Below are 23,968 nucleotides of genomic sequence, written 5' to 3' on the forward strand. Positions count from 1 at the left end.
TAGTTTTCATTCTGCGATGGCGACAGTGTGAGTGATATCATTTAAAAATAGCGCATTAGTGAGGGATGCGGGAGGATATTCTTTCAGCTATTAATTGGCAACGGATACCGGGCACCAGTAACCGCTATCCCGCCCCCTGGTCACGGTGCTGATTTACCTTCATCGAACTGGATTTGTCCGGCTCGGTAGGCTGTATCGCGACCTCTGCCTTATCATACCGACGTCCGCCAGTCTTGGCCTTGCGTACCGCAGGTACAACGTCAGATACATCTTCCTCTGCGAACTTGTGCTCAGAGCAGCCAAAACAACGCATCCCGGGCAACATCAGCAAGGAGTTAGCTGCAATTCCCCTATAGCTGTGCGGTGCGCCATGCAGAGGATCAACGCGTATCCTGTTAGCGAGTGTTCTGTAATCGTCGATACACCGATGATGGCCTCGACTCAACGCCATAAACGAAAAGGAAAAGTTGTAACTTAGGACAGCGGCCCACTGAGCATCGTCATGCTGAAGTACCTCTGTCCCCGATTTGGCTTTCTGCCTATGTCTTTGCCTGTTGGGATTGGCCAACGCCATCCAGAAGTCTGCCAACTCTGCCCCATTTTTTACCGTGTAGTCGGCTTTTGAAACAAAAAAGACAATATCAATATACGGTTCACCTGAGCGCTCTTGGAAAAGTAACCATGAATACCCTTTGATGACATGGCTAAATGTACAGCGTCGATAACCATTCAAAAACTTCCTTAAATTATCCTTCAACCATTTGGCATGTGCTCGCTGCTGTACCTCATCGCTCCTTAGCCGGACTTTCCCCCCGAAACAGTCGCTTGGTACAGTGAGGTGAAAGCTGAAGTGGAAACACTTGAGATCGTGGTTTTCCTTCTTAAGCCCTCGACGGTGTTTCTGGAGTTTTTCTGTTGCCGATGCCACTTGCAATAGCTTCTTTTTCATGTCTGCTGAGTTCCGGGAACATGGGAGTATATCGAACTATATCACCGATGTGGTGATTTTAACATACTGTTCTTAAAGTGGTATTATAACTTGTACATTTCTATTTTGTCAATTTTCGCTATTGATCGGGAACTCTGTCGGTTCCCTACGTGTTGTCTTCCAACCCCGATCTAATTAGATCATAGGAGCCACCTGCGGGGCTCAACAACAGGGGTTGAGGTTTCGTGACATAGTAATTGAAGGGGCGTAAAAAAGTACGGAAATCGAGATCGCATACCCGTGCCACGGTCATGAGATTGCGTCGTGATGAACCGACGTTTTTCGTTGAACGTCTTGCCATGGACTCACACCGTCCCGCCCTGGATTGTTCGTCAACGCTTATGTTTCTATTTGTGCTGGATGATTTGAGAATTGCGTACATCGCTAACGTTGGGTCAAGGGCAGTGACCGACGGTGGGGATGCGTTTAGCCATGGGCCTGGTGCCCATGGTAGTGCTCCGGTCAGCAAACAGGAGGAAAGAATGCGTTGGTAAACGCAGGTCAGTGCAAAGGGGTTGTGCTGGTCCCGAGATTTTTTACGGCGATCAGGATTACCATGACGAACATGGTGCCCGGTTGACCTCAGATAGAAAATCAAACAGGGATCCCACCGTGTTCTCTCTAATCCAATCGATTTCAGAGGGCATTAACATGCACAACACCGTAGACCTGACCCACGACCAGTTGGTGGACATGACCTTCATCACCGGCTTTACCGGGCTGACCGATAAGTGGTTCTACAAGCTTATCCAAGGTGGGTTGTTCCCCAAGCCAATCAAATTAGGCAGAAGCTCACGTTGGCTGAAGAGTGAGGTAGAGCAATGGGTGCGAGAGCGTATCCAGCATTCCCGTCCGCAAGCCTAACCTTCGTACGATAACCTCAATCTTCCCCCGCTGTAGTACCAGACCATTCTGCTTTAAAAACCACTTGGCTATTTCTGTCACCTGAACTCGACACCTGAGCGATAATCTTGTCGTTGACCTCAGACTCATTCGCGAGCTGGTTTTGGGTGATATATAATCCTGACCAAGGCTGAGGGGATGGTTATTCAGTGGAGGGGAGTAATGATTTAAATTACAGTAATTCACTGTGGTTCCAGGAGGTATATTGCTCTCGCTCAACAGATCATTTAGGTTATTACTGTTATTTTATAAAGAAGGGGATTTTTTTAATTTAATTGGAAAAGAAGAGATTTTTTAATTTAATTTATCAAGAAGGGTTTTAACTTAGAAAAGGGTTTTCAATCTATTCTTCACTCTAATTTAAACCCTCTTTGAATGCCCCCTTACTGTCCAATCAAAATCTACACCTACTCCAAGTGAAAAGTAAACAGATAACTTTATCACTTACTCTTAGACTGGGGATCTCAACTTACCCTTGTCGAACCTTTCCCAAGGCCTACGTATCCCCTTCCGATGATCTCAAAGCTGGACGGTAAAAAATAAATCCAAGGGGTATCCAGTGACCACGTTAACTATTTCATTCAGGTATCGACTGATGAGCTTCAATACTAATTATCAACCAGACTGTACGCTACGGGATCCCCTGTATTGTCATCAAGACCGCTTATTCGAACGTTACTCCAAACTGCTCATGCTCAGAGTGGACTTTGCTTATCGACGTAACAGTCCGTCCTTCATGCACGCTGACGAGTACCAGCTCAGTGCTGACATGGCCTACTTGCTTGAACGTTGTACCACGCTCTCTGGGCTAGTTGGGGTTGCCTGGGTTATGGAGTTCGGTCAAGATCATCGCTTGCACGTCCATGCCGCATTTTATATCGACGGACAGAAGCACCGCAAGGTATGGCCATTCTGGGAGGCCATCAGCCAGTATTGGAAAACAGTGACCCAGGGGGAAGGCCATGCCCATCGTTGTGAGCCTAAGGCGTGGTATCGCGTGCGGGGAGAGCGGGTGGTGGCGTTTTCAGACCAGCGGGGTCGTAAGGGTATGCGGTATATTTTGAGTTATCTGGCCAAGCAGGAGCAACGTACCGAGCGTCCGGTGTATTTTGCAAGCCAAGTCCCTGTGCCAATCCAGCGCGGTAGGCCCCGCAGTGCCAAAGGGCGGCTATAGCCAGTCGGGGAGTATACCTGGGAGACTGGAAAGTGGATCCGTCAGCAGGGTAGAAAGCGTTGAAGAGTGAATGGTCTAGATTGGGGGAGAGGACTGTACGTTTACCGTTCTCTTTTAGCCAGGTTTATGCCCAAAGGCAGGCTTGGGTATCGATTTGGCGCGTACGCCTCACAGTGCCCCGTACAGCGCGTTTTAACGGCGTATAGAGGCAGTATTTTCAGTGCGTTAGCCAAGGTGTCTTTGAAAAGAAGTATTCGACCGTTTCTTGACGCGTATAGCCCTCCCGGTGTCTCGCTGCCCCCCTCACTTAAATCACCGTAGCACCGCAGACGTCAGGCTAATCGCCGCGTGCGTCATGCCTTTCACCAAGAGCCTAATACCCTGCCATTTGAATCTACGCTATAGCCTGCGTGGAGCAAGGCCTTCTCGCACAGCGCAAGGAAATCAGAATGGCTTAGATCGTTTTTGGCATCGTTGGTACGCCAGACACAAATCACGAAGGATGCCGAGTGGGCTGAGGCCTCAACAGGGTCGAGGGAAGGCAGCTCTAAGGTGCTTGATGTTGGCGCCGATGTAAAATGGAGTCTTCCGCAACCAGGGGAGGCATAGTGATAACGCTTTCTCGTTAACAACGATCTTGGCTGTTTTAAGTTCGGGATACGCCTGGCGACTGGAATACGGTGCACAGCGGCGACCCCACTCCCCCTTGCTGCTGTTTTCAATGGGGCTAAGGCCAGGCAGGATATTACCGGGGGCAAAGGCACCTATTACAACTGTAACCAGAAAAAAGAGACGTATGCCAAGCCCGGCCATTATCGCGATACTGGCAAGTGTGCCGCGTTATCTCACCAAACCCGAGAGTCACAGCCCGTGTAGCCACTGCACAATGCGGCCTCATGGATTGGACTCGCCGTTACTATCCTGCACCTGGGGCTTACAGAGTACATGCTGGGTACTTCTCACTGGGTAAGGCGCTTGACGGTAGTGATCGGCTTACTGTTCAACGACTCGATATCCTTAAACTGGATCACTGGATCACTGGATCACTGGATCACTGGATCACTGGATCACTGGATCACTGGATCACTGGATCACTGGCTCTCTCTACGATCACGTTGTTCTTTGTGACTGATCGGGAACTCTGGCGGTTCCCTACGGTGTTGTCTTCCAACCCCGATCTTATTAGATCATAGGAGCCACCTACGGGGCTCAACAACAGGGGTTGAGGTTTCGTTACATATTACTTCAAGGTACGTAAAAAATTATCGGTAAAGAGAGTTACTTACCGTTAACCACATTGCCTTAGGTCGAATAGCGGTTGTACCGGCAACAGTGCCAATACCGTCATGATCGTGTTGACAGGGCAAGGGGGCAACCAATCGCAATGGCATGGGCGTTAGCCGTCCAGTAACGCCTTGGTGACTGGTCGACACGTTCGCACTGAAGCCTTGCTTCCACGCTTTGGTATCATTAGCTATGCAGCCCGCTCACGTCACCTGTGATTTTTTATATACACCTGCGTATCTGTGTAGCCATCCATACCGAGGTGGCATAACAGGAGTAGGACAAATGTATTCATCACCACTGCCTTCACTGCGCCAGCCAACCGTTACCGATGCACCCTTGACTAAACAGCAGGCGTTACTGCTGCGTCGCTTGACCGAGTTAGGGCAAAGCCGTGCCAAGGGGAGATTTACCGTCACAGGCAATCGAGAGACGGGTCATGTCCGCATCAAGTCGACCGACGAAGCGAGTGATCGCTTGTTATGGTCAATCAAGGCACCCACTGATGCTCACTGTTTTACACACCCGACATTGGCCCTGTTTAACCGCTACCGGGCGCTATTTCCCCTGACGCTCACCCCAGACTACAGCGAAGACGCCTATTGGCGGGCGGCACAGCTTAATAACTTATTGCGTGGTTTTCGTGATGCTTTCCAGTCCCCTGTGCATCAGCAGGCGTTAGCGCATTACGATCGGGAACAGCGAGGAGCACACTGCCCGGAGACTTAATGCGGCCCATTCCGGCAGATTTTTTATGTACATAGCCATCCCTGTGTAACCACCCATACCGAGGTGGCCTAACAGGAATAGAACAAAATGCACTCACCCGTATCACCGTCAACCTCGCGGTGCCCACAGGCCGTTGTCCCGACCGACCCGCTGTTTAAGCCGGAACGCACCTTCCAGACACAGCAGACATTACTGCTGCGCCGCCTAACAGAATTGGGGGAACGCCAGATCGTGGGGGGAGGTTTTTACGTGCAGGAGGACGATATTACCGGCACCAGGCGTGCGCTTCCCAGGGGCGAGGGTGCCAATCGCTTGTACTGGTCGTTGCTGATGATCGCCCGTACCCCGGAATTGTGTGCCAGTGAGCATCCGACACTGCGGCTGTTTGTACACTGTCGGACGTTGTTCCCCTTCAAGCTGAATGAGGAGGAGGAAGACGCACGCTGGCGGGCTGCACAACTTAATAACTTTATACTGGGTTTTAGGGATGCCTTTAGAACTCCCGAGCATCGGCAGGCGTTGGCGCGTTACGACCGGGATCAGGCATGGAACCAGGAGCCTTTCGATGCAATTTAAAAAACTGCGTGAAGCCTGCGATAGCCAAGGGCAACGGGTTCGGGCTGAAACCCTGCCACCGACTAACACCACTCACTATTACTGCGAGGATTGCCACAGCCGATTGGTGCTGCACGTGACGCACACCGCAGGGCGATACTTTGAGCACGACCTGGTGCGTGCAGACCCCACTCTGGCCAAGGGGTGTCGATATCGCCTGACCCAGAGCACTCAACGGCCTTCCCCCAACGTCAGGCAGGCATTTGCGCCCGCGCTAGATAATCCGACGCCCAAGCATTACTTTTGTGTGTTGTGTGACAAGGCGTATTCAGGCTCCAAAACTTGCCCCTATTGTAACGAGCATCACTATACCACTGAGGTTGAGTTACGGGATCTCAGCAGAGTCTTGCCGGAAAAATGGGCGAAGTGAATCCACAGAGATTGTCGCTGTTGATAACTGCCTGTGCGGTAATGGCTGGTTTTTCAAGCGAGGGGCGGCTCAGCGCTTGCAGGGTTCAACCCTAACCAACCGGAGGCCAGCGTAGCTGGTCGGCAGGTACTACCGGTCTTGAGGCTGGTGGCCCATTTGGTTCCGTAAGTGAAGGCCGAAGAGAGGCTTGCAGAGTTGCGAAAAGTGGTGGGCTGGTTACGGTACTTAAAAAAAACCAGTCCTGCTGGACTGGCAAATGGGGTTCACACATAAACACTACATGGAGTTACATGAAGGCGGATCTTCATGATGTCTGATACACATGACTCTAATGCATTTCAGACCCGAGATCCCTAAATCCGTTGTGGAGTTTACCGTTTTTTAACACCGTTATCATTCTTTACAGGCTATTTTTTATTCCCGGTGTCACCGTGTGTTGAATGGGTTCACCCTGGTTTCAGGTTGTGTACCATCAAAACGTCGATGGCGCACCGGTACAAAGCCTCTAGACTTTAACGTTTGCAGAATGACGCTGAAGGGGGCGATTTGAAACCCGATACTGATGGCGATGTACTGGTGATCCTTATAATGGCTGGTATTACATTGATGCCAGTGCCGACGGTGCGTGGGTTTTTAACCTGGCCAAGTGCAGGCAGCGCTCACGGTGGGCAACGGTTTCTGTGCGGGCGGCATCATCAGTACACAAATCCAGTACCAGCAACCACTGGCGAGCGGCACGATACCAAAATTGTTGTGCCTCCAACTGGAGGGCCCGCTTTCGCCGTTTTTCGCACAACTCTACCTGTTCAGGATGGGGTGGCGGCTCCGGTTGGTGTGCTTGCCACCAGGATTCGCCCTCTGCAGTCAGGGTATACTGGCACTGTTCCCCTCGACCCCGGTAGGCAATCCAGTGAGAGTGCTTCAGGCAGATGAGCGCACGCCGTAATTCCGCCTCGCGCAGCGCCAGACGGGCTTGCAGGTATCCCCGTGTTGCCTCTGGATACCGTCGTATTATGCCGAGCACAAGGTGATAGCGAACGAGAATATCATGCTTCATCGATCTCACTCTCTACGGGTAACAGCGTCAATACCGCCAGATTGTTAACATCGGGTTCGCGCTGATAGTGCAGGTGGCACTGTGCCAGGAGTGCGGGAATACCGTTGATATCCCCGGCAAACCGCAATGACATGGGCGTCAGCAATTGTCCCGCCTCATTATAGCTACTTTCCAGTAACGCTTTGGCGGCATATACCGTACTGGTCGACGCGTTGGCCCTGAAGCCTTGCGTCCACTCTTCCTGCGTCACCAGTTCATTCTGCCAGCCCATGGCTTTCAGGGTTTCAAGGAAATAGGTCAGCCTGAATAAATCACTTTGCTGTTCCAGCACGCCGCTGGTGGAGCGATACAGGTAATCGAGCTTGTGACTCAGTTTGGCTGCAAAACCGTATTTTTTACCTTGCATCAATAACCAGGCGATGTCGGAGGCTACGTACTTGGGGAAACGTTTCTGCTTCTGGGCGGTGGTCAACCACTGCATCAGAAACAGGTGCTGTTGCAGTTCAGACAGCGCACGGCCTTGCTGCTGGGCCAGGCGGAGCGCGGCCAGACCACACCAGGCAAAGCGAGCCAGTTCGGGTAAAATATCCTGGGAAACGCTATCTGAACGCAAATCACACTCCAAAGTCGTCAAAACAAGATGTACAGCCGATTGTTTAGTAAGAAGTTGGGTGGCTTTCATGAGCACCGGATGCGGGCAGTGCCATTTTTTACACACCTGCACAATAAAATGCAATGCATGCTCGGGGTATGAGGTTTCTGATGGGGAAAGGCTGTGTCGCCAAACGGGATGAGGAGAACAGGAAAATTCAATGTGTCGGGATACAGTAAACAGCAGCCAACTGAGATATTGGCTGCTGAGTAAATGCAATCTTACGCTTCGATCGGTGCACGCCAGTCATCAGCACCTGAAGTGCCAGCGGTGGTATGTTCCCAGGTAATTTTGCGGTAGGCCAGTGAAACACGCACCAACTGGGTGAACTCAGCTTTGGTCGGATCCTGGCAATGCGGCATCTTACAGTCGATATCGATAATAGTGGCATCTTCCAGTTTGGTGGTGAAGAAGTGCTCTTGTTTACCTTCAATCGATGTACGGTACCATTTCAATTCAACCGTTGGCAGCATTTCCCCAGAGGCTAATGCGTTATACATCAAAGGGACGGCTTTGTTATATGCTACGGTGAAACGGAATGGCTTGTGTGCACGTTGACCGGAAGGCTGACCTGACTGAGGGTCAGTCGGCACGGTAACGATATGTTCAAATTCCTGGACCAGCATCTGATCTTCGTGGCCTTGAACAAAGATGTTACCGACGGATTCGGCGGTGAAAGCCCCTGCGGTAATATTACCCTGCGTTTTCCCTGTAATAGCGATATAAGCTGGAGTTGGCATCTTAAATATCCTTGATAATTTGCTTCATATTGACCATGTGCTAGTTACTTCCACTGCCCATGCTGACCAGTCCTGAATGTAACCCGCTCTACGACTTCACTTTACTGACGCTACTATAAACAGCCCTTTTGGGAGTGCAAGCTATCGGCGAGTTTTGAAATTTGATTGGAAACATTGATGGTATTAAAAATTATAATATTTGCATAATTGGTGTTTTATGTTGCGTTATTGATTCGTTGTTTTTATGTTAAAAAACAAAACAATAAATTTTTATTATAATTATATTTCATATCTCATTGTTTTAAAAATGAAATAATATTTCAATAAAATTATTTCTTGTGATCATTTACGGTAGCGTAGCTTGATCTCAAAAGGGAGCTGACATCTAACTATAAAGAAAAGTTTATGGACTTTTGCCTTGAAGATCGTAGACGATGTGCTAGTTAAAGCAAGACTGATATGGGATTTTTCCTATAAACCCTGTCCTGTGGGGTATTGGTTCGGTGCTTTTATCATTGAGCTGTTTCTTGCGGCCAGCGCAAGAAACAAAGAAGTTATGGCCTGAGTAGTGATGGATATCCACTGGAGGCATTAAGTCTACTGCACGGGGGTATCTGCGCTTCATTTTACGGTAAGCGTTCGCTATATCTAAAAATGAATACATTGGCTGGCATCCCTTATAGTGACTAAAAGGATGAGTTATGAGTAAGAATAATCAAAGCAGTGTTGCTCCCAAGGAAAGGATAAACATCAAGTATGTTCCGAATACTGGTGATCAAACTGCTGAAATTGAGTTGCCATTAAACTTGCTGGTTGTTGGCGACCTCAAAGGTGTCAGTGAAGATACTCCGATTGAAGAACGTCAGGCCGTTTCTATCAGTAAGAATAACTTCAATGCGGTAATGAACGAAGCCAATATCAATCTGACATTCAGTGTTCCAAATCGCCTGGAAGTGAAAAGCCAGGAAGACATGCCTGTTGAGCTGTCAATCAATTCTCTGGACGATTTCTCACCGGATAATGTGGCGAAAAAAGTCCCAGAACTCCAAAAACTTCTGGAACTGAGGGAAGCGCTGGTGGCTTTGAAAGGGCCGTTGGGTAATATTCCTGCTTTTCGTTCTCGCCTGCAGGACTTGCTTAGCAATGAAGATGTGCGTGAGCAGTTGCTGAAAGAACTCGACATCCTTAATCAAAAGTAATTGAGTCGGTCAAGAGGGAATTTAACGTATGTCTTTACACGAAGAAAATGCGGTTTTAGAAGCAAGGTCTGCCACTACCAGCAGTACGACGAGTAACACTTTCCTACTCGATGAAATCATGTCTCAGACGCGTATGGTGCCGGGCAATGATGGCTATGACGTTGCCAAGCAGGGCGTTGCGGCATTTATTTCCAGCATTCTGGATACGGGAACCCATGAAGAGCCGGTTAACAAACTGTTAGTCGACAAAATGATCATTGAGTTGGATAAAAAACTCAGTGCACAGATGGACGAGATCCTCCATGCTCCTGAATTTCGTGAAATCGAATCATCATGGCGTTCGCTGAAGCTGCTGGTGGATCGTACCGATTTCCGTGAAAACATCAAAATCAATATCATGCATGCAACGAAAGCCGAGCTGCTGGAAGATTTTGAGTTCTCGCCGGAAATCATCCAGTCAGGTTTTTACAAGCACGTTTACTCATCAGGCTATGGCCAATTCGGTGGTGAACCCACGGCGGCGATTATCGGTAACTACGCATTCAACAATAGTTCACCGGATATGAAACTGTTGCAGTATGTGAGTGCCGTCGGTGCTATGGCTCACGCACCATTCCTTTCCAGCGTTTCACCAGATTTCTTCGGCCTCAGCAGCTTTACCGAGTTGCCAGCGATCAAAGATCTGAAATCCGTTTTTGAAGGGCCAGCACACACCAAATGGCGTGCGTTGCGAGAGTCTGAGGATTCCCGCTATCTGGGTTTGACCACCCCGCGTTTCCTGCTGCGCTTACCGTATTCTACCGTTGAAAACCCGATCAAGAATTTCAACTATTACGAAGATGTCAGCAAAAACCATGAGCATTTCCTGTGGGGTAATACCGCATTCCTGCTGGCGGCTTGCCTGACGGACAGTTTTGCCAAGTACCGTTGGTGTCCGAATATTATCGGGCCGCAAAGCGGTGGTGCAGTTTATGATTTGCCGGTGCATCTCTACGAAGCCATGGGACAGGTTCAGGCGAAAATCCCTACTGAGGTTCTGATTACAGACCGTCGCGAATTTGAACTCGCGGAAGAAGGTTTCATTACTCTGACCATGCGTAAAGGCAGCGATAACGCGGCATTCTTCTCCGCGAACTCGGTACAAAAGCCGAAAGTGTTCCCCAATACTCGCGAAGGGAAAATGGCAGAAACCAACTACAAGTTGGGCACACAACTGCCTTATATGTTCATCATCAACCGCTTGGCGCATTACATCAAAGTGCTGCAGCGTGAGCAGATTGGATCGTGGAAAGAGCGCCAGGATCTGGAACGTGAACTGAACATCTGGCTGAAACAATACATTGCCGATCAGGAAAACCCACCGACTGATGTCCGCAGCCGTCGCCCTCTGCGTTCGGCTCAAATTCAGGTGCTGGATGTTGAAGGCGATCCGGGTTGGTATCAGGTTGCGATGCAGGTACGCCCTCACTTCAAATATATGGGGGCGAGCTTCGAGCTGTCGTTGGTGGGGCGTTTGGATAAGGAATAACAGGTTATGGCCGCGCTTCTCAATTGGGAGCGAGGGAGTTCTGCCAGCCTGTTTGAACGTATTCAGGGGAAGGGCTCAGGCCCTTCCTCCAATAGCCGTGTTCAAGAGCTATTGAATTCAATCAAGCAGCATCTGAATGAAGTCCTTAATTCGCGCCCTGGTGCCAGTCAGAGTGCTATAGGTCTAGGGGTTATTGACCTCAATGATGCGACAGCAACGACGTCTGATTTCAGAAAGAGCATTGAACTCGCCATCAAGGAGTGTATTGAGCGCTACGAGCCGCGGATTACTGCCGTTACCGTTCAATCCTTGGTCAATCATGGAGACCCCTTGTTGTTAAGTTTCCATATCAGTGCTCATGTTAATTTCGACAACATCGGCGATGTCGTCGAATTCAATATTCAGTTGGACAATAACCGCCGTTACTGCCTTAACCAGGAAGCATAATGTCGTTCGAAAAGTACTTCAGGGATGAGCTGGATTACCTCCGGCAATTAGGACGGGATGCCGCAGTTGAACGGCCTCATCTTGCTGCATTCTTATCTGAACAGGGTTCGGATCCGGATGTCGAACGCCTGCTGGAAGGGTTTGCTTTTCTGACGGGTAATCTGCGTGAAAAGATTGACGACCAATTCCCAGAATTAACCCATGGTTTGCTGAATATGTTGTGGCCGAATTATTTACGGCCAGTACCTAGCATGACCGTTATTGAGTATACGCCCGATGACAGCGTGGTGACTGAAGCCACTTTGGTCAAACGCGGTAGCCAAGTGATGAGTGTGCCCATTGCACAGGGAACGGAGCATAGCTCGTTTCGCAGTAATAACATTCATGCTGGACCACAGTGTATCTTTACCTTATGCCGAGATATCTGGCTGTTCCCGATGTCCATTCGTGATATTTCAGTAAACAATAGCAATGAGCAAGGGATATTGGGTATCCACTTCGGTGCAAAAGCTGAATTGAACCTGCAGGACCTGCAACTCGGGAAACTGCGCTTTTATTTGGGTGAAGACAATTATACCAGCACGCAACTTTACTTCTGGATCCATCACTATTTTGAGCGTGCAGAGTTGGTCGTCAATGGGGTCACCATCCCGATGCCCGATTTTGATTTTAATCCTGTGGGTTTTGAGCGCGAAGATGCACTGTTACCCTATCCGAAAAACGCCTATATAGGCTATCGCATACTGCAGGAGTATTTTTGCTTCCCGGAAGGTTTTCTCTTCTTTGATGTTACGGGTGTTACTGACTTCCCACCACATTTAAACGCCAGTGAATTCACCCTGAATCTGTATTTCTCCAAGGCGTTACCTCCTGAGGTAAAAGTACGTTCAACCACATTGCGCCTGAACTGCACGCCCGCGGTGAATCTGTTCCAGCACGACAGTGAGGCGATTGAGCTTGATGGAACGCAAACCGAATATCCGCTATGTGCCAGTTACCATCATCCTGAGCGTTACGATATTTTCTCGGTGGATCGCGTTGACAGTTGGCTGAGCGAAAAGGACGCGGTTAAAGGCCGCTCTCGCGGGTATGCAAGAGTGTATACCTCGTTTGAAAGCTTCCATCATCAGATTGAGAATGCACAGGATCGCAATACCCTGTATTACCGTTTGCGTGTAAAGAATTCTTTATTCCGTAAAGGTTTTGAGCACTACATTTCCTTTGTCCGCAGTGATGAATCGAAGCTGGCACTGGCGGAAGAAAACGTGTCCGTCAGTATGACGTGTACTAACCGTGAATTACCCTTGTTATTACGTGTTGGTGATATCAATCAACCGACGAAAGAAAGCCCTTCATTTGCGACCTTCCGCAATATTACCCGGCCTTCCGTACCGTTATATCCGGTGTTGGATGGGAGTCTGCATTGGTCGTTGCTGTCCAATATGTCATTGAACTACATGTCGTTGTTGGATAAAGACGCGTTAAAGCAAATTTTACATACCTATGATTTTCCGAGTCAGCATAACCGTCAATCCGCTCGGGCGTCACAAAAAAAACTCGATGCCATTCAACGCATTGAAACCCAGCCGATCGACAGATTATTCCGTGGATTGCCCGTCAGGGGTCTGCAAACCACGCTCTGGCTGGAGCAAAATGCGTTCAGTTCGGAGGGGGAGCTTTATCTCTTCAGTACGGTATTGGCGCACTTTTTTTCTCTGTATGCCAGTGTGAACGCGTTCCATCTTCTAAAAGTCATCAATCTTGATAATCAGGAATGTTACGAATGGCCGGTACAGACAGGTCAACATGCATTGATGTAAGTGTGGTTGAGGGAGCACCGGAGGAACCGGTGCTGGATGTTTCACGTTATAACTTTTATCAATTGGTTGAGCTTCTCAACCAAATGGCGGTAGCGTGGCAAAATTCCGCCGAGTCGGCTGAACCTGCTAATGAAGCTATCCGTTTTAAATCCACTGCCAGCCTGGCATTTCCTACTCGGGATGTTGTTGCGCTGGAGACGTCTGCTCGTGGTCAGTTTGAACTTGAGGTTTCTTTTCTCGGCCTGCATGGCAGCCAGTCACCGTTGCCGGGTTACTACCTTGATTCTTTAGCCTGGGAAGATGCACAGAATGAAAATCGATTGACGGATTTTCTGAACGTGTTCAACCACCGGTTGCTAACGCTGCTGCATCAGATTTGGCGTAAATACCGTTACTACATCTGTTTTGAAAGCGGCGGTAACGACGTTTTCTCGCAACGCATGTTCGCGCTGGTGGGGTTAGGTAGTGAAGTTGTGCGTAAAAAACTGCAGATTAATCACGGAAAAATGTTGGCCTATGCTGGGTTGTTGGCCAGCCCTGGCAGATCGCCAGAAGTGATTTGTAGCCTGGTCTCGCACTGTTTCAACCTGTCTGATGTCACGTTGCACAGCTGGCAATTGCGAAAAGTCGCTATTGCCCCTGAACAGCAAAATCGTCTGGGAAGCCGGGTGAAAGTGCGCGGTAAAAAATACCAGGAAAAATCGGTACTTGGCGTCAATTTCTCGATTGGTTCACAGGTCGCAGATCGCAGCGGGAAATTTTTACTGTGCATTAACAAACTGACGCGTGAACAGTTTTTGTCATTTTTACCTAATGGTGCCAACTATGCGCCGTTAGTGATGTTTGTTGCCTTCATCATGCGCGATCAGTTCGCGTGGGATTTACGTCTTGGGTTGGCGGAAAAACAGGTTGGTGGAATGGTTCTGGGTACGGAACAGAATAACCTGCTGGGTTGGACCAGTTTCCTCGGCGATCCCGAACAAAAACCCCACGTCATCATCAGCGTTATGCAATGACAATCAGGATTCAGGAATAAAGACCATGGATAAACAGCAGCCAACACTATCATTGCGCGTCATTAACAGCGACAAATTGGAAAGTGGTAAACAGGCCAGCAGCCTGTTTCACACACAGGGTGGGATCGTGGGGAGTGACGGTAGCCACCATTGGTCTATTCAGGATCAGGGCGGCAATATCAGTTCTTCGCAGTTTGCTGTTGAATGGCGTGATGGATCCTTTTGTCTGCGCGTGCTGAATGGTTCGGTGAACATCAATGAGTCAGTATTGACAGCAAACTCGGGGTTTGTCCGCATTCAGCAAGGGGACGAAATTACGCTGGGTAATCTGGCCATCAAGAGCCACATCAGCCGCTCCATGGCTGATATGCTCGATCCGCTGATGGTGTCGCCAGAATCGCTGGTATCCAGCTACAGCAACCCTCTGGAAGCCATGATGGAGGGAGCCACCTCTTCGGCCCATCCGGTGCAAGACAGTCGATTGGCAACCACCGTTGCAAACAGCTTCAGCCACGATCCTTTACGCGTACTGGAAACGGAAAGCCTGACGACTCAGGGGCCGCTCATCGCCAGGTTTGAGGCCGATCACACGCTTGGGCAGGATCGCTATCGTAATCCGCTTTTCTCTTCCCCACTTTCGGATACCGCCAAGGACAGTGCAATGGATCAGGAGTTTATCGATCTACCGCAAATCAGCAGTTTTCTTTCCGGTCAACAAGACCAGCCCGACAGCAAGATGGAACAACAACATGTAGCGATTACGCCATTGATGCGTGGTTTTGATGCACAACTGCCTATCCGCAACAGTCAGGAGGCCAATGACTTTCTGGAAGAGGCCGGTAAAACCCTGAAAGCCACCATTGAAGGTCTGTTAGCACTGCAACGCAGCCAACACGGTCTACGGGATAAGCATTTACGGCCGATTGAAGATAACCCACTGCGCCTGAATATGGATTATGACACCACGCTCAGCCTGTTGTTTGCCGATCAAAAAAGCCCGGTTCACCTTTCCGCCCCTGCTGCTGTGGCTGAGAGTCTGCATAACCTGCGCCTGCATCATCAAGCTAATCAGCAGGCGATTGCGCAAGCGTTGAATACCATGCTGGAGGCCTTTTCACCGGAACGGTTACTGACACGTTTTACGCATTATCTGCGCAGCAATGAACGTCAGGAGAGAGATTCGGCCTGGGCTTGGGAGATGTATAAAAACTATTATCAGGAACTCTCCTCCAGCAGGCAGCAAGGTTTTGAAAAATTGTTTGGTGAAGTCTACGAACAGGCTTATGACCAGGCACTGCGTCAAGGGATGAGGGATAGCGAAGAATGAGCAGCAGCAAAGGCTACCTCCTGACGAGCGTGTTGTACCTGGCATTGTTGTTGTCGGGATGCACGGTAATGAAGGGCAACAAAAATACAGAGCGTGCTGCTGACCAACCCTCTACGGTCAGGCTGACGCTGTTAGCCGAGCCTGACATCAACCCCAATAAAAAAGGGGAACCGACGCCGACCGAGATTGCGGTGGTGTACCTCAGTGATGATTCCAAACTGTTAGCCGCTGATTATGACCAGCTTGGCAGTAAAAAACTGACAAAAACGCTGAGCAAAAATTACATCGACCATCAGGAATACACCCTGTTACCTAATCAATACAAACCACTATTACCCGTTGAGTTGGATGAGAAAAATAGCTACCTCGGCGTCGTTGCCTACTATGCCAACGCTAACCGCACCGAGTGGAAAAAAATAATCAAGATCAATGGAACGGGTCATAACTACCACGTTTTGGTTCATCTGAGATCGAACGATATTGAGCTAAGGAAAGAGGAAGAATAACCATGCCGACCAAGAATCGGGTAATTTGGCGCGAAGGATTGTTCATCAAGCCACAGCACTTTCAGCAGCAACAAAGGCATAACGATTACCAATTACAGCGCCGGATAACTGCACTGCAAGGTTATAGCTACGGCTTTAGTTCTTTGATCCTGAATCAGGAGTTGCTGAAGCTGGGCCGTATTGGTTTGAGTGCGGCGAGCGGCAGCATGGCTGACGGCACCGTGTTCGATATTCCCTATCAGGATAACGTTCCAAAACCGCTGGATGTACTGAACTGTAACGATGCAGCCAGTCGGGATATTTATCTGGCATTGCCAATGCTTAATGATGCGATTAATGAAGTGGCAGGCCAGCAGAGCCAGCAGCCAGGGGCGATCCGCTATCGTGAACATACTGATGATGTGCGGGATCTGCATACCGATGGTGGAGATGTCAGCCAATTGATGTTGGCCCAGTTGGCACCGCGCCTGATGCAAGGATCTGAAGATCTCAGCGCCTATTCCGTGCTGCCACTCTGCCGGATCAAAGAGAAACGTCCCGATGGGGCGTTGATTCTGGATGAAGAGTTCATTCCAACCTGCACCACCCTCAGTGTTTCCAACCCATTGAAAAGCTTTATGGATGAAGTGGAAGGGACATTGGTTGAACGTGCACGCCTGTTGGCCAAACGTATTGGCTCTCCAGGTCAGCAAGGGATTGCTGACGTCGCTGAATTTATGATGTTGCAGGTGTTTAACCGGGCACAGCCGCTGTTCACGCACCTGGCCCATCAGGCGGTGATGCACCCAGAAGATTTTTACAGCCAACTGGTGCAAACCTGCGGTGAACTGCGCACCTTTACCGATGAGTCCCGTCTGGCGGGGGTATTCCCGGTCTATAACCATGACAACCTGACCGACAGTTTTCAGCCACTGTTTCTGGCGATGCGCCAAGTGCTCAGCACGGTACTGACACCGCGTGCAATCTCTATTCAACTGCATCTGCAGGCTCATGGTATTCGCGTGGCGACCATCAACGATCGCGATCTGTTGCGCAGCGCTGACTTCGTGCTGGCCGTTCGTGCGCAAATCCCGCAGGAACAACTGCGCAGACAGTTTATTCAGCAAACCAAAATCACCACGCTGGAGAAAATACGCGAGCTCGTCAGTGTGCAACTGCCTGGCGTGCCGTTGGTGGCACTCTCCGCTGCACCGCGTCAACTGCCTTACCATTCGGGATATACCTACTTTATGTTGGATCTGCAAAGCCCGACCTGGAAAGAAATCCAGCAGAGCAATGCGATTGCCTTCCACGTTTCGGGGGATTTCCCTGAGTTGGACATGCAGTTCTGGGCCATCAGGAGTAGCTAATGAAAATGGATGCCGTCACTGACAATACCCTGCTCCCTGTGCAGGAGCCTGTAACGACCTACCGGCAATATCAGCTCCCGCTGCGTGGCGAAAGCCTGAATGCCATGGTGGATGCCGCCACGCCGTTACTCGGCATGGTGCTGCGCCTGAAAGACATGGAAAACCAGCCGTTACCTGACCAGCTTTATCAGCAAGTGGTGACGGATATCCGTGCGATTGAGCAATTCCTGCAGACCAAAGGCTATGAGCCTGGCGCGATTGTCTCTTTCCGTTATGTGCTCTGTACTTTCATTGATGAAACCGCATTGGGTAACGGCTGGAACACTCAGAACGGCTGGCTTCAGCAGTCGTTGCTGGTGCATTTCCATAATGAAACCTGGGGCGGGGAGAAAGTGTATGTGCTGCTGGAACGTTTGATGGGGGAACCCAAGCGTTATCAGGATTTGCTGGAGTTCATTTATCTCTGTTTCTGTTTGGGTTATCGCGGCCGCTACAAAGTGACCGTACAGAACAGTGATGATTTTGAACGGTTATTCCGCCGTTTGCATCACCAGTTGCACCAGTTGCGCGGTGAGGCCCCATCGACCGTTCTGCATCAAAAGCAAAGTCGCCTTGGTGACCGTTATCACTTGAGTAAGCGTTTGACCATCAAGCATGTGTTGTGGGGCGGCTTAAGCCTGTTGGCCGTCATTTATCTGTTTTATGCCGTCCACCTGCACAACCAGACTCAGGATATTTTGCAGCAGCTAAACAATTTATTGAGCTAGGGAAGCCCAGATGATCCAGATTGACTTACCCACGTTGGTAAAACGCCTGAATCCGATCGCCCGTCACGCATTGGAAGCGGCAGCAGCACATTGTGTCAGTCAGCAGGAGGCCGAAATTACGGTTTCGCAGGTATTGCTGCAAATGATAGCCACACCGTTAAGCGATGTCCGATTAATTCTCGGCCATGCCGGTGTGGACAATGATGAACTGAGAGAATTGCTCGACCAGCGTATTTCGAGCTATCAGTCAGTGACTCAGGCTTACCCGAGCTTTTCGCCTTTGCTGGTGGAGTGGTTGCAGGACAGCTGGTTATTGGCCTCGACTGAGATGGAGCACAGCCAGTTACGCAGCGGCGTAATGCTATTAACCTTACTGCTCAGTCCATTACGTTACCTGACCCCTGCGGCAGGCCGATTGCTATCGCCAGTTAACCGCGAATTACTCCGCCAGAACTTTGCTGACTGGACGTCCGATTCAGCCGAAGCGCCTCAGGTGGATAAAAACACCGGAGCTGGCAAGGCGACAGTCATCAACGGGGAAAGTCTGCTGGCCCGTTATGCCAGCAACATGACGGAACAGGCGCGTAACAATGTGCTGGATCCCGTTTTGTGTCGCGATGAAGAGATCGATCTGATGATCGACATTCTCTGCCGCCGCCGTAAAAACAACCCGATTGTGGTTGGCGAAGCGGGCGTAGGGAAAAGTGCCCTGATCGAAGGGTTGGCGCTGCGCATTGTCGATAATCAGGTGCCAGACAAGCTGCGCAACAGTGAACTGATGACGCTGGATCTCGGTGCGCTTCAGGCCGGGGCGGCGGTAAAAGGCGAATTTGAAAAGCGTTTCAAAGGCATCATGGCGGAAATCGCCCAGTCGGCAACGCCGATTATCCTGTTTATTGACGAAGCACATACTCTGATCGGTGCAGGCAATCAGCAGGGAGGATTGGATATTTCCAACCTGCTCAAACCGGCTTTGGCGCGGGGTGAACTGAAAACCATCGCGGCAACCACTTGGGGTGAGTACAAAAAGTATTTCGAGAAAGACGCTGCGCTTTCGCGCCGTTTCCAGTTAGTCAAAGTCTCTGAACCGAGTGCTGAAGAAGCGACGACGATCATGCGTGGCCTGCGCACCATTTATGAGCAGGCACATGGCGTGCTGATTGATGACGAAGCCTTACAGGCTGCGGCGACTCTCAGCGATCGCTATCTTTCAGGCAGGCAACTGCCGGATAAGGCCATTGACGTTCTGGATACTGCCGCTGCCCGAGTAGCGATCAACTTGAGCTCGGCCCCGCGTCAGGTCTCTGCATTGAAGACTGAATTGAGCCAACAGGCGATGGAAATTCAGGTGCTGGAGCGGGAACAACTCCTCAATTTAGGCCGCCCTGCTGAGCGCTTGTCGGTGCTGAAATTACAGCGTGCGGAGATCGAACAGCAATTGGCAGAACTGAATGCCAGTTGGGAAAAGCAGCGGCAGTTAGTGCAGCAGATTGTCGCACTGAGAGCAGAACTGTTAACGCAGGAAGAAACCGCAACGGACGAACAAGCGGCCAACTTGGCGGAACTGGACAACGAACTAGAGCAGTTGCAGCAACATCAAACCTTGGTCTCTCCGCATGTGGATAAACACCAGATTGCGGCGGTGATCGCAGAATGGACCGGCGTACCGTTAAACCGCCTTTCCCAGAGCGAACTCGCCGTGGTGACCGAGTTACCTTCTTACCTTGGTCAACAGATCAAAGGCCAGGATACCGCGATCCACTGTTTGCATCAGCATTTGCTGACGGCAAGAGCCGATCTGCGTCGTCCAGGCCGCCCGATGGGGGCTTTCCTGCTGGTGGGGCCAAGTGGCGTGGGTAAAACCGAGACGGTGCTACAGATCGCCGAACTGCTCTACGGTGGTCGCCAATATCTCACCACGATCAACATGTCTGAATTCCAGGAGAAACATACCGTTTCCCGCCTGATTGGTTCACCGCCGGGCTACGTGGGCTACGGTGAAGGCGGTGTATTGACGGAGGCTATCCGCCAGAAGCCCTATTCAGTCGTGCTGTTGGATGAAGTGGAAAAAGCGCATCCCGATGTGCTGAACCTGTTTTATCAGGCCTTCGATAAAGGCGAACTGGCTGACGGTGAAGGCCGCATTATCGATTGCAAGAACGTGGTGTTTTTCCTGACCTCCAATCTGGGCTACCAGACTATTGTCGATAATACGGAACAACCAGAACAGCTCAATCAGTTGCTCTACCCGGAGCTGGCGGCCTTCTTCAAGCCCGCGTTGCTGGCGCGTATGGAAGTAGTTCCTTATCTGCCGCTGGGTAAAGACACGCTGAAAACCATTATTCACGGCAAGCTGGAGCGTCTGGATAGCTTGCTGCGCCAGCGTTTCAACGCTGACGTGCTGATTGAGCCAGAGGTGGTTGAAGAGATCCTATTGCGTGCAACCCGCGCTGAAAACGGTGCGCGCATGTTGGAGTCAATTATCGATGGCGCATTGTTGCCGCCACTCTCCTTATTGTTATTGCAAAAAATGGCAGTCGGCGCGGCTATCAGCCATATCCGGATCGCGGCGGAGGGAAATGTGTTTACCGCACAGGTTGAGGAGGCGCTATGAGACAACGGCTGAAAAGCGTCCTTGCCCTGCTGGAGAATGACTCGATTGAACAACTGATCCACTTTTTTTTGGCGGTTAATCACCAGCGTCAACGGTTTAACGCCCTGATGGTAGCCATGTTCAATGCCAGTGAAGGGCGTCTTGACTGTTACCGCCAGCCTGATGAAAACCTGCGTTCGGCAACCAAGCTGGATGCCAACATCGAAGATATCAATCACCCATTGATACAGGTGTTGCGTAATGGTCTGCCCGAAGTGTGGGATTCCCTGTATCAAGGGGTGCGTATCGAAAACGATGACTTTCGCGGGTTTGTTCAGGAACTGCCGATCGGCTGCGGGTTGTACGCCATACCGTTGTTTGACTTTCAGGGCCGTGCTTGCGGAGTGATTGCGGTTTTTGCCGAAAACATTGCGCGTTTTGCCGATACTCGCGGCATGTTTGGTATTTATTGTCAGGTCTTTCAGCATCGCCTCAACAAGCTGCAAGAGATGGATCACCTGAGATCGCAATTGAGCCAGATCCGCTCGGTGTTTAAAGCTCAACAGCAGCGCGAAAAGCAACTGGACGAGTTACTGGTCTCGCTTAGCACGTCTGATATGCATGCGTTGCCGGGGCTATCCCATGACTACAGCAAGATAGACGACCTGACGGAAGCCGTGGAAGCCTTCGAATGTGCCGTATTGACGCAGCGCCAGCGCCTGTACGGTAAGGATAAAAACCGTATCGCTGCCAGCTTGGGTATTGCGCCACGCACCTTGGCTTACAAATTAGCGAAATATAGGTGCTAGCTATGAATACGTGGTTATTGATCGGTTCGTTGCTGTTTTCCGGCAGTCACTCTGCGCTCCTTTGGGCGACAGGGACGCCTGATTCTCCCACTGAAGGCGATGCCCATAAATTGGCGTTGGTGATGGGCTGCCGTAATGAAGCCTCGCCGCTGGTGCGTCTGGACTGTTATGACAATGCGTTATCTGAAATTGCCGGAGAGAAGAACAATTTGGTTAATGCAGGCCCTGCCTGGCAGCGCGCCATGGATCAGGAAAAGGGGCGCACTGACCATTCAACAACCTTCCTGGTAACTGAAGGGCAAGGAGAAAACCCGGTGGTGGTACTGACAACGCCCGCGATTGGCGTGCCGCCGCCCAGGCCCGTGCTGATGTTGAGTTGTATCGATAATATTACGCGCTTGCAGATCGCGCTGGTTGCTCCCCAAAGAGATGGCTCAGTGACGCTAACCGCTGATAACGATCGTTTTGATGTGCAGTGGTTCTTGCGTGAGAACGGCTATTTGCTGGAGTCCAGCCGTGGTTTGGCCGGTATTGATGAGATTAAACGGTTGATGTCAGCACAAACGTTGACGATTAACGGCTCAACCGGTGGCGTTCCGCGCCTGACGTTTAACATTTCTCAGTTGACGCAGGTGTTGAAACCGCTGCGCAACGCGTGCCACTGGTGAAGTCTATGGATATTACCTCACAACATCCCTGGCATGAGTTACTGCTGGCACCGCTAGCTCCTGAGCAGATCGGGCTGGCGCTGGCTGATGACGATCCGCAATGGGAATTCATTGATGGCCAGATGGTTAAGTTGGGTTCATTGGCCCATTCCACACTGAATATTGATGACATCCAGCAACAAGCGATAGCGTTGCTTTCCCAGAAAAGCAAAGACTTCCGCCTGATGGTGCATTTGCTGCGTACCTTACAACACGCCGGTGAACCCGACGAGTTGATGTTGGCTATTTCGTTGTTAGCCAACTATGTGCAGCACTTTTGGGCCAGCGCATGGCCACAGAATTTGCTGCATAAACGGCGTTTTGCCCAACAAATTCTGAAGCGTTTTGACAGCGCCAGCAGCAGTTTCAGCCAGAAAGCCAGTGATGCTCAACGCGAGAATATGCAGGGCTTGTTGGCTCATTTAGCGCAAGTCTGGCATGGCAGTGAACCCGCTCTGGCAAAAGAGGTGGATGGGCTACGTATCAGCTATGCGCGTAAACCCGAGCGCCTCGTTGAGGCGGTGGCGCAGGCTGAAAAAGTTCCTCAGGCAAACACCACAGGGGGAACCGTTTCCACACCGAAGATCAGCCCCAGCTTGACGATCGACAATTCCAATGACAAAGCCTGGCGTCAAACGTTACTGAAAATGGCCGATATGCTGTGCGAGCTTCAGCCAGAGGCGGCGGTGGGTTTTCGTGTGCGTCGCCACGCGGTTTGGGGAACCTTGACGGCACCGCCGATGGCGCAGGCAGATGGTCGTACTCCGCTGGCGGCTGTCTCTGCCGATCGCACAGCAGATTATCTGGCGCGCATGAGCAATGCCGATTTGTCTCTGTGGCAGCAGGTGGAACAGAGCCTGACGTTAGCCCCGTACTGGCTGGATGGGCACGCACTCTCGGCCCAGATCGCCAGCAAGCTGGGCTATGACGCCGTTGCACAAGCCATCCGTGATGAACTCAGCGCTTTTTTAGAGCGAATACCGGCATTAAGAACGCTCTTCTTTACCGACATGACGCCATTCCTCTCTTCTGAATCTGCAAGCTGGCTACAGCAGGATGCAGGGCATCAGGGGGGAGGCACTACTCTTGAACAGGATGAAATTTGGCAATGCTATCAACAGCAAGGGCTGGAAGCCGCGTTACAGACTCTCAACCAGCAACAACAGCAATCCGAACCCAGAGATCGCTTTTACAACCAATTGCTCAGTGCGCAACTGCTCGAGAAAGCAGGACTTACCGCGTTGGCGCAGCAGCAATACCACAGCTTATTACAGATGGGGCAGCAATTGCGGTTAAGCGAATGGGAGCCCACGTTGATGGCTTTGCTGACAGAAAAACAGCGGCAGTTCACACCATGATAGCCAGGGAATGGAACAGGAGTATTAACG

Annotated in this window: 22 protein-coding genes; 18 read left to right on the top strand and 4 right to left on the bottom strand. The window is 50.6% G+C overall.

Translation table 11 applies throughout. From position 1 onward, the window contains the following. Window positions 1-124: 124 nt before the first annotated feature. Window positions 125-949: a hypothetical protein gene (locus ACX9GT_RS04415; RefSeq protein WP_473189998.1), complete on the bottom strand. Its 825-nt coding sequence runs from the start codon at window positions 947-949 to the stop codon at window positions 125-127. Between the two features lie 690 nt (window positions 950-1,639). On the opposite strand from ACX9GT_RS04415, the gene ACX9GT_RS04420 reads away from it, so the two are divergent. The 5 genes from ACX9GT_RS04420 (at window position 1,640) to ACX9GT_RS04440 (ending at window position 6,063) form a co-directional block, all read left to right on the top strand. After that, the gene (locus tag ACX9GT_RS04420; protein WP_473189999.1) at window positions 1,640-1,852 is read left to right on the top strand and encodes a helix-turn-helix transcriptional regulator; all 213 of its coding nucleotides are present in this window, start codon (window positions 1,640-1,642) and stop codon (window positions 1,850-1,852) included. Window positions 1,853-2,627: 775 nt separating this feature from the next. Beyond that, entirely contained in the window at window positions 2,628-3,065 is a 438-nt protein-coding gene (locus tag ACX9GT_RS04425; RefSeq protein WP_473190000.1) for a hypothetical protein, read from the top strand. Window positions 3,066-4,634: 1,569 nt separating this feature from the next. Further along, window positions 4,635-5,078 carry a hypothetical protein gene (locus ACX9GT_RS04430; protein WP_473190001.1) on the top strand — a complete coding sequence of 148 codons (444 nt, stop codon included), beginning with the start codon at window positions 4,635-4,637 and terminating at the stop codon, window positions 5,076-5,078. A gap of 87 nt (window positions 5,079-5,165) precedes the next feature. Then, window positions 5,166-5,654: a hypothetical protein gene (locus ACX9GT_RS04435; protein WP_473190002.1), complete on the top strand. Its 489-nt coding sequence runs from the start codon at window positions 5,166-5,168 to the stop codon at window positions 5,652-5,654. Further along, window positions 5,644-6,063 carry a putative zinc ribbon protein gene (locus ACX9GT_RS04440; RefSeq protein WP_473190003.1) on the top strand — a complete coding sequence of 140 codons (420 nt, stop codon included), beginning with the start codon at window positions 5,644-5,646 and terminating at the stop codon, window positions 6,061-6,063. The genes ACX9GT_RS04435 and ACX9GT_RS04440 overlap by 11 nt, the downstream gene beginning before the upstream one ends. Before the next feature lie 598 nt (window positions 6,064-6,661). Here ACX9GT_RS04440 and ACX9GT_RS04445 read toward each other — a convergent pair. The 3 genes from ACX9GT_RS04445 to ACX9GT_RS04455 all read right to left on the bottom strand — a co-directional run bounded on the left by ACX9GT_RS04445 (window position 6,662) and on the right by ACX9GT_RS04455 (window position 8,512). Next, window positions 6,662-7,120, bottom strand: coding sequence for a PerC family transcriptional regulator (locus tag ACX9GT_RS04445; protein WP_473190004.1), 459 nt, complete (start codon window positions 7,118-7,120; stop codon window positions 6,662-6,664). Next, window positions 7,110-7,733 carry a DUF2913 family protein gene (locus tag ACX9GT_RS04450; RefSeq protein WP_473190005.1) on the bottom strand — a complete coding sequence of 208 codons (624 nt, stop codon included), beginning with the start codon at window positions 7,731-7,733 and terminating at the stop codon, window positions 7,110-7,112. Before ACX9GT_RS04450 ends, ACX9GT_RS04445 begins: the two co-directional genes overlap by 11 nt. 260 nt (window positions 7,734-7,993) lie before the next feature. Continuing rightward, a complete protein-coding gene (locus ACX9GT_RS04455; protein ID WP_473190006.1) occupies window positions 7,994-8,512 on the bottom strand; it encodes an Hcp family type VI secretion system effector in 519 nt (172 codons plus the stop codon). 701 nt (window positions 8,513-9,213) lie between these two features. Here ACX9GT_RS04455 and tssB point away from each other — a divergent pair. Genes tssB through tssA form a run of 13 tightly spaced genes read left to right on the top strand, consistent with a single transcriptional unit; the run spans window position 9,214 to window position 23,938 of the window. Then, window positions 9,214-9,711: a type VI secretion system contractile sheath small subunit gene (tssB, locus tag ACX9GT_RS04460; RefSeq protein ID WP_473190007.1), complete on the top strand. Its 498-nt coding sequence runs from the start codon at window positions 9,214-9,216 to the stop codon at window positions 9,709-9,711. 28 nt (window positions 9,712-9,739) lie between these two features. Further along, window positions 9,740-11,239, top strand: a complete 1,500-nt coding sequence (gene tssC, locus ACX9GT_RS04465) for a type VI secretion system contractile sheath large subunit (protein WP_473190008.1) — start codon at window positions 9,740-9,742, stop codon at window positions 11,237-11,239. Window positions 11,240-11,245: 6 nt separating this feature from the next. Next, window positions 11,246-11,686 (top strand): type VI secretion system baseplate subunit TssE, encoded by a 441-nt coding sequence (gene tssE, locus ACX9GT_RS04470; protein WP_473190009.1) that lies wholly within the window; start codon window positions 11,246-11,248, stop codon window positions 11,684-11,686. Then, the gene (gene tssF, locus ACX9GT_RS04475) at window positions 11,686-13,506 is read left to right on the top strand and encodes a type VI secretion system baseplate subunit TssF (RefSeq protein ID WP_473190010.1); all 1,821 of its coding nucleotides are present in this window, start codon (window positions 11,686-11,688) and stop codon (window positions 13,504-13,506) included. The genes tssE and tssF overlap by 1 nt, the downstream gene beginning before the upstream one ends. After that, a complete protein-coding gene (tssG, locus tag ACX9GT_RS04480; protein ID WP_473190011.1) occupies window positions 13,470-14,522 on the top strand; it encodes a type VI secretion system baseplate subunit TssG in 1,053 nt (350 codons plus the stop codon). Before tssF ends, tssG begins: the two co-directional genes overlap by 37 nt. A gap of 25 nt (window positions 14,523-14,547) precedes the next feature. Next, window positions 14,548-15,849: a type VI secretion system-associated FHA domain protein TagH gene (tagH, locus tag ACX9GT_RS04485; RefSeq protein ID WP_473190012.1), complete on the top strand. Its 1,302-nt coding sequence runs from the start codon at window positions 14,548-14,550 to the stop codon at window positions 15,847-15,849. Beyond that, window positions 15,846-16,355, top strand: coding sequence for a type VI secretion system lipoprotein TssJ (gene tssJ / locus ACX9GT_RS04490; RefSeq protein WP_473190013.1), 510 nt, complete (start codon window positions 15,846-15,848; stop codon window positions 16,353-16,355). The genes tagH and tssJ overlap by 4 nt, the downstream gene beginning before the upstream one ends. A 2-nt stretch (window positions 16,356-16,357) precedes the next feature. Then, complete coding sequence (tssK, locus tag ACX9GT_RS04495; RefSeq protein WP_473190014.1) at window positions 16,358-17,704, top strand: type VI secretion system baseplate subunit TssK; 1,347 nt, start codon at window positions 16,358-16,360, stop codon at window positions 17,702-17,704. Beyond that, window positions 17,704-18,471: a type IVB secretion system protein IcmH/DotU gene (icmH, locus tag ACX9GT_RS04500; RefSeq protein ID WP_473190015.1), complete on the top strand. Its 768-nt coding sequence runs from the start codon at window positions 17,704-17,706 to the stop codon at window positions 18,469-18,471. The genes tssK and icmH overlap by 1 nt, the downstream gene beginning before the upstream one ends. Before the next feature lie 10 nt (window positions 18,472-18,481). Further along, window positions 18,482-21,085, top strand: a complete 2,604-nt coding sequence (tssH, locus tag ACX9GT_RS04505) for a type VI secretion system ATPase TssH (protein ID WP_473190016.1) — start codon at window positions 18,482-18,484, stop codon at window positions 21,083-21,085. Next, a complete protein-coding gene (locus ACX9GT_RS04510; protein ID WP_473190017.1) occupies window positions 21,082-21,873 on the top strand; it encodes a Fis family transcriptional regulator in 792 nt (263 codons plus the stop codon). Before tssH ends, ACX9GT_RS04510 begins: the two co-directional genes overlap by 4 nt. Before the next feature lie 2 nt (window positions 21,874-21,875). Beyond that, window positions 21,876-22,541, top strand: a complete 666-nt coding sequence (gene vasI, locus ACX9GT_RS04515) for a type VI secretion system-associated protein VasI (RefSeq protein ID WP_473190018.1) — start codon at window positions 21,876-21,878, stop codon at window positions 22,539-22,541. 5 nt (window positions 22,542-22,546) lie between these two features. Continuing rightward, window positions 22,547-23,938 carry a type VI secretion system protein TssA gene (tssA, locus tag ACX9GT_RS04520; protein WP_473190019.1) on the top strand — a complete coding sequence of 464 codons (1,392 nt, stop codon included), beginning with the start codon at window positions 22,547-22,549 and terminating at the stop codon, window positions 23,936-23,938. The last annotated feature ends 30 nt before the right edge of the window (window positions 23,939-23,968 follow it).

This window comes from Serratia sp. YWN4 (assembly GCF_055790845.1).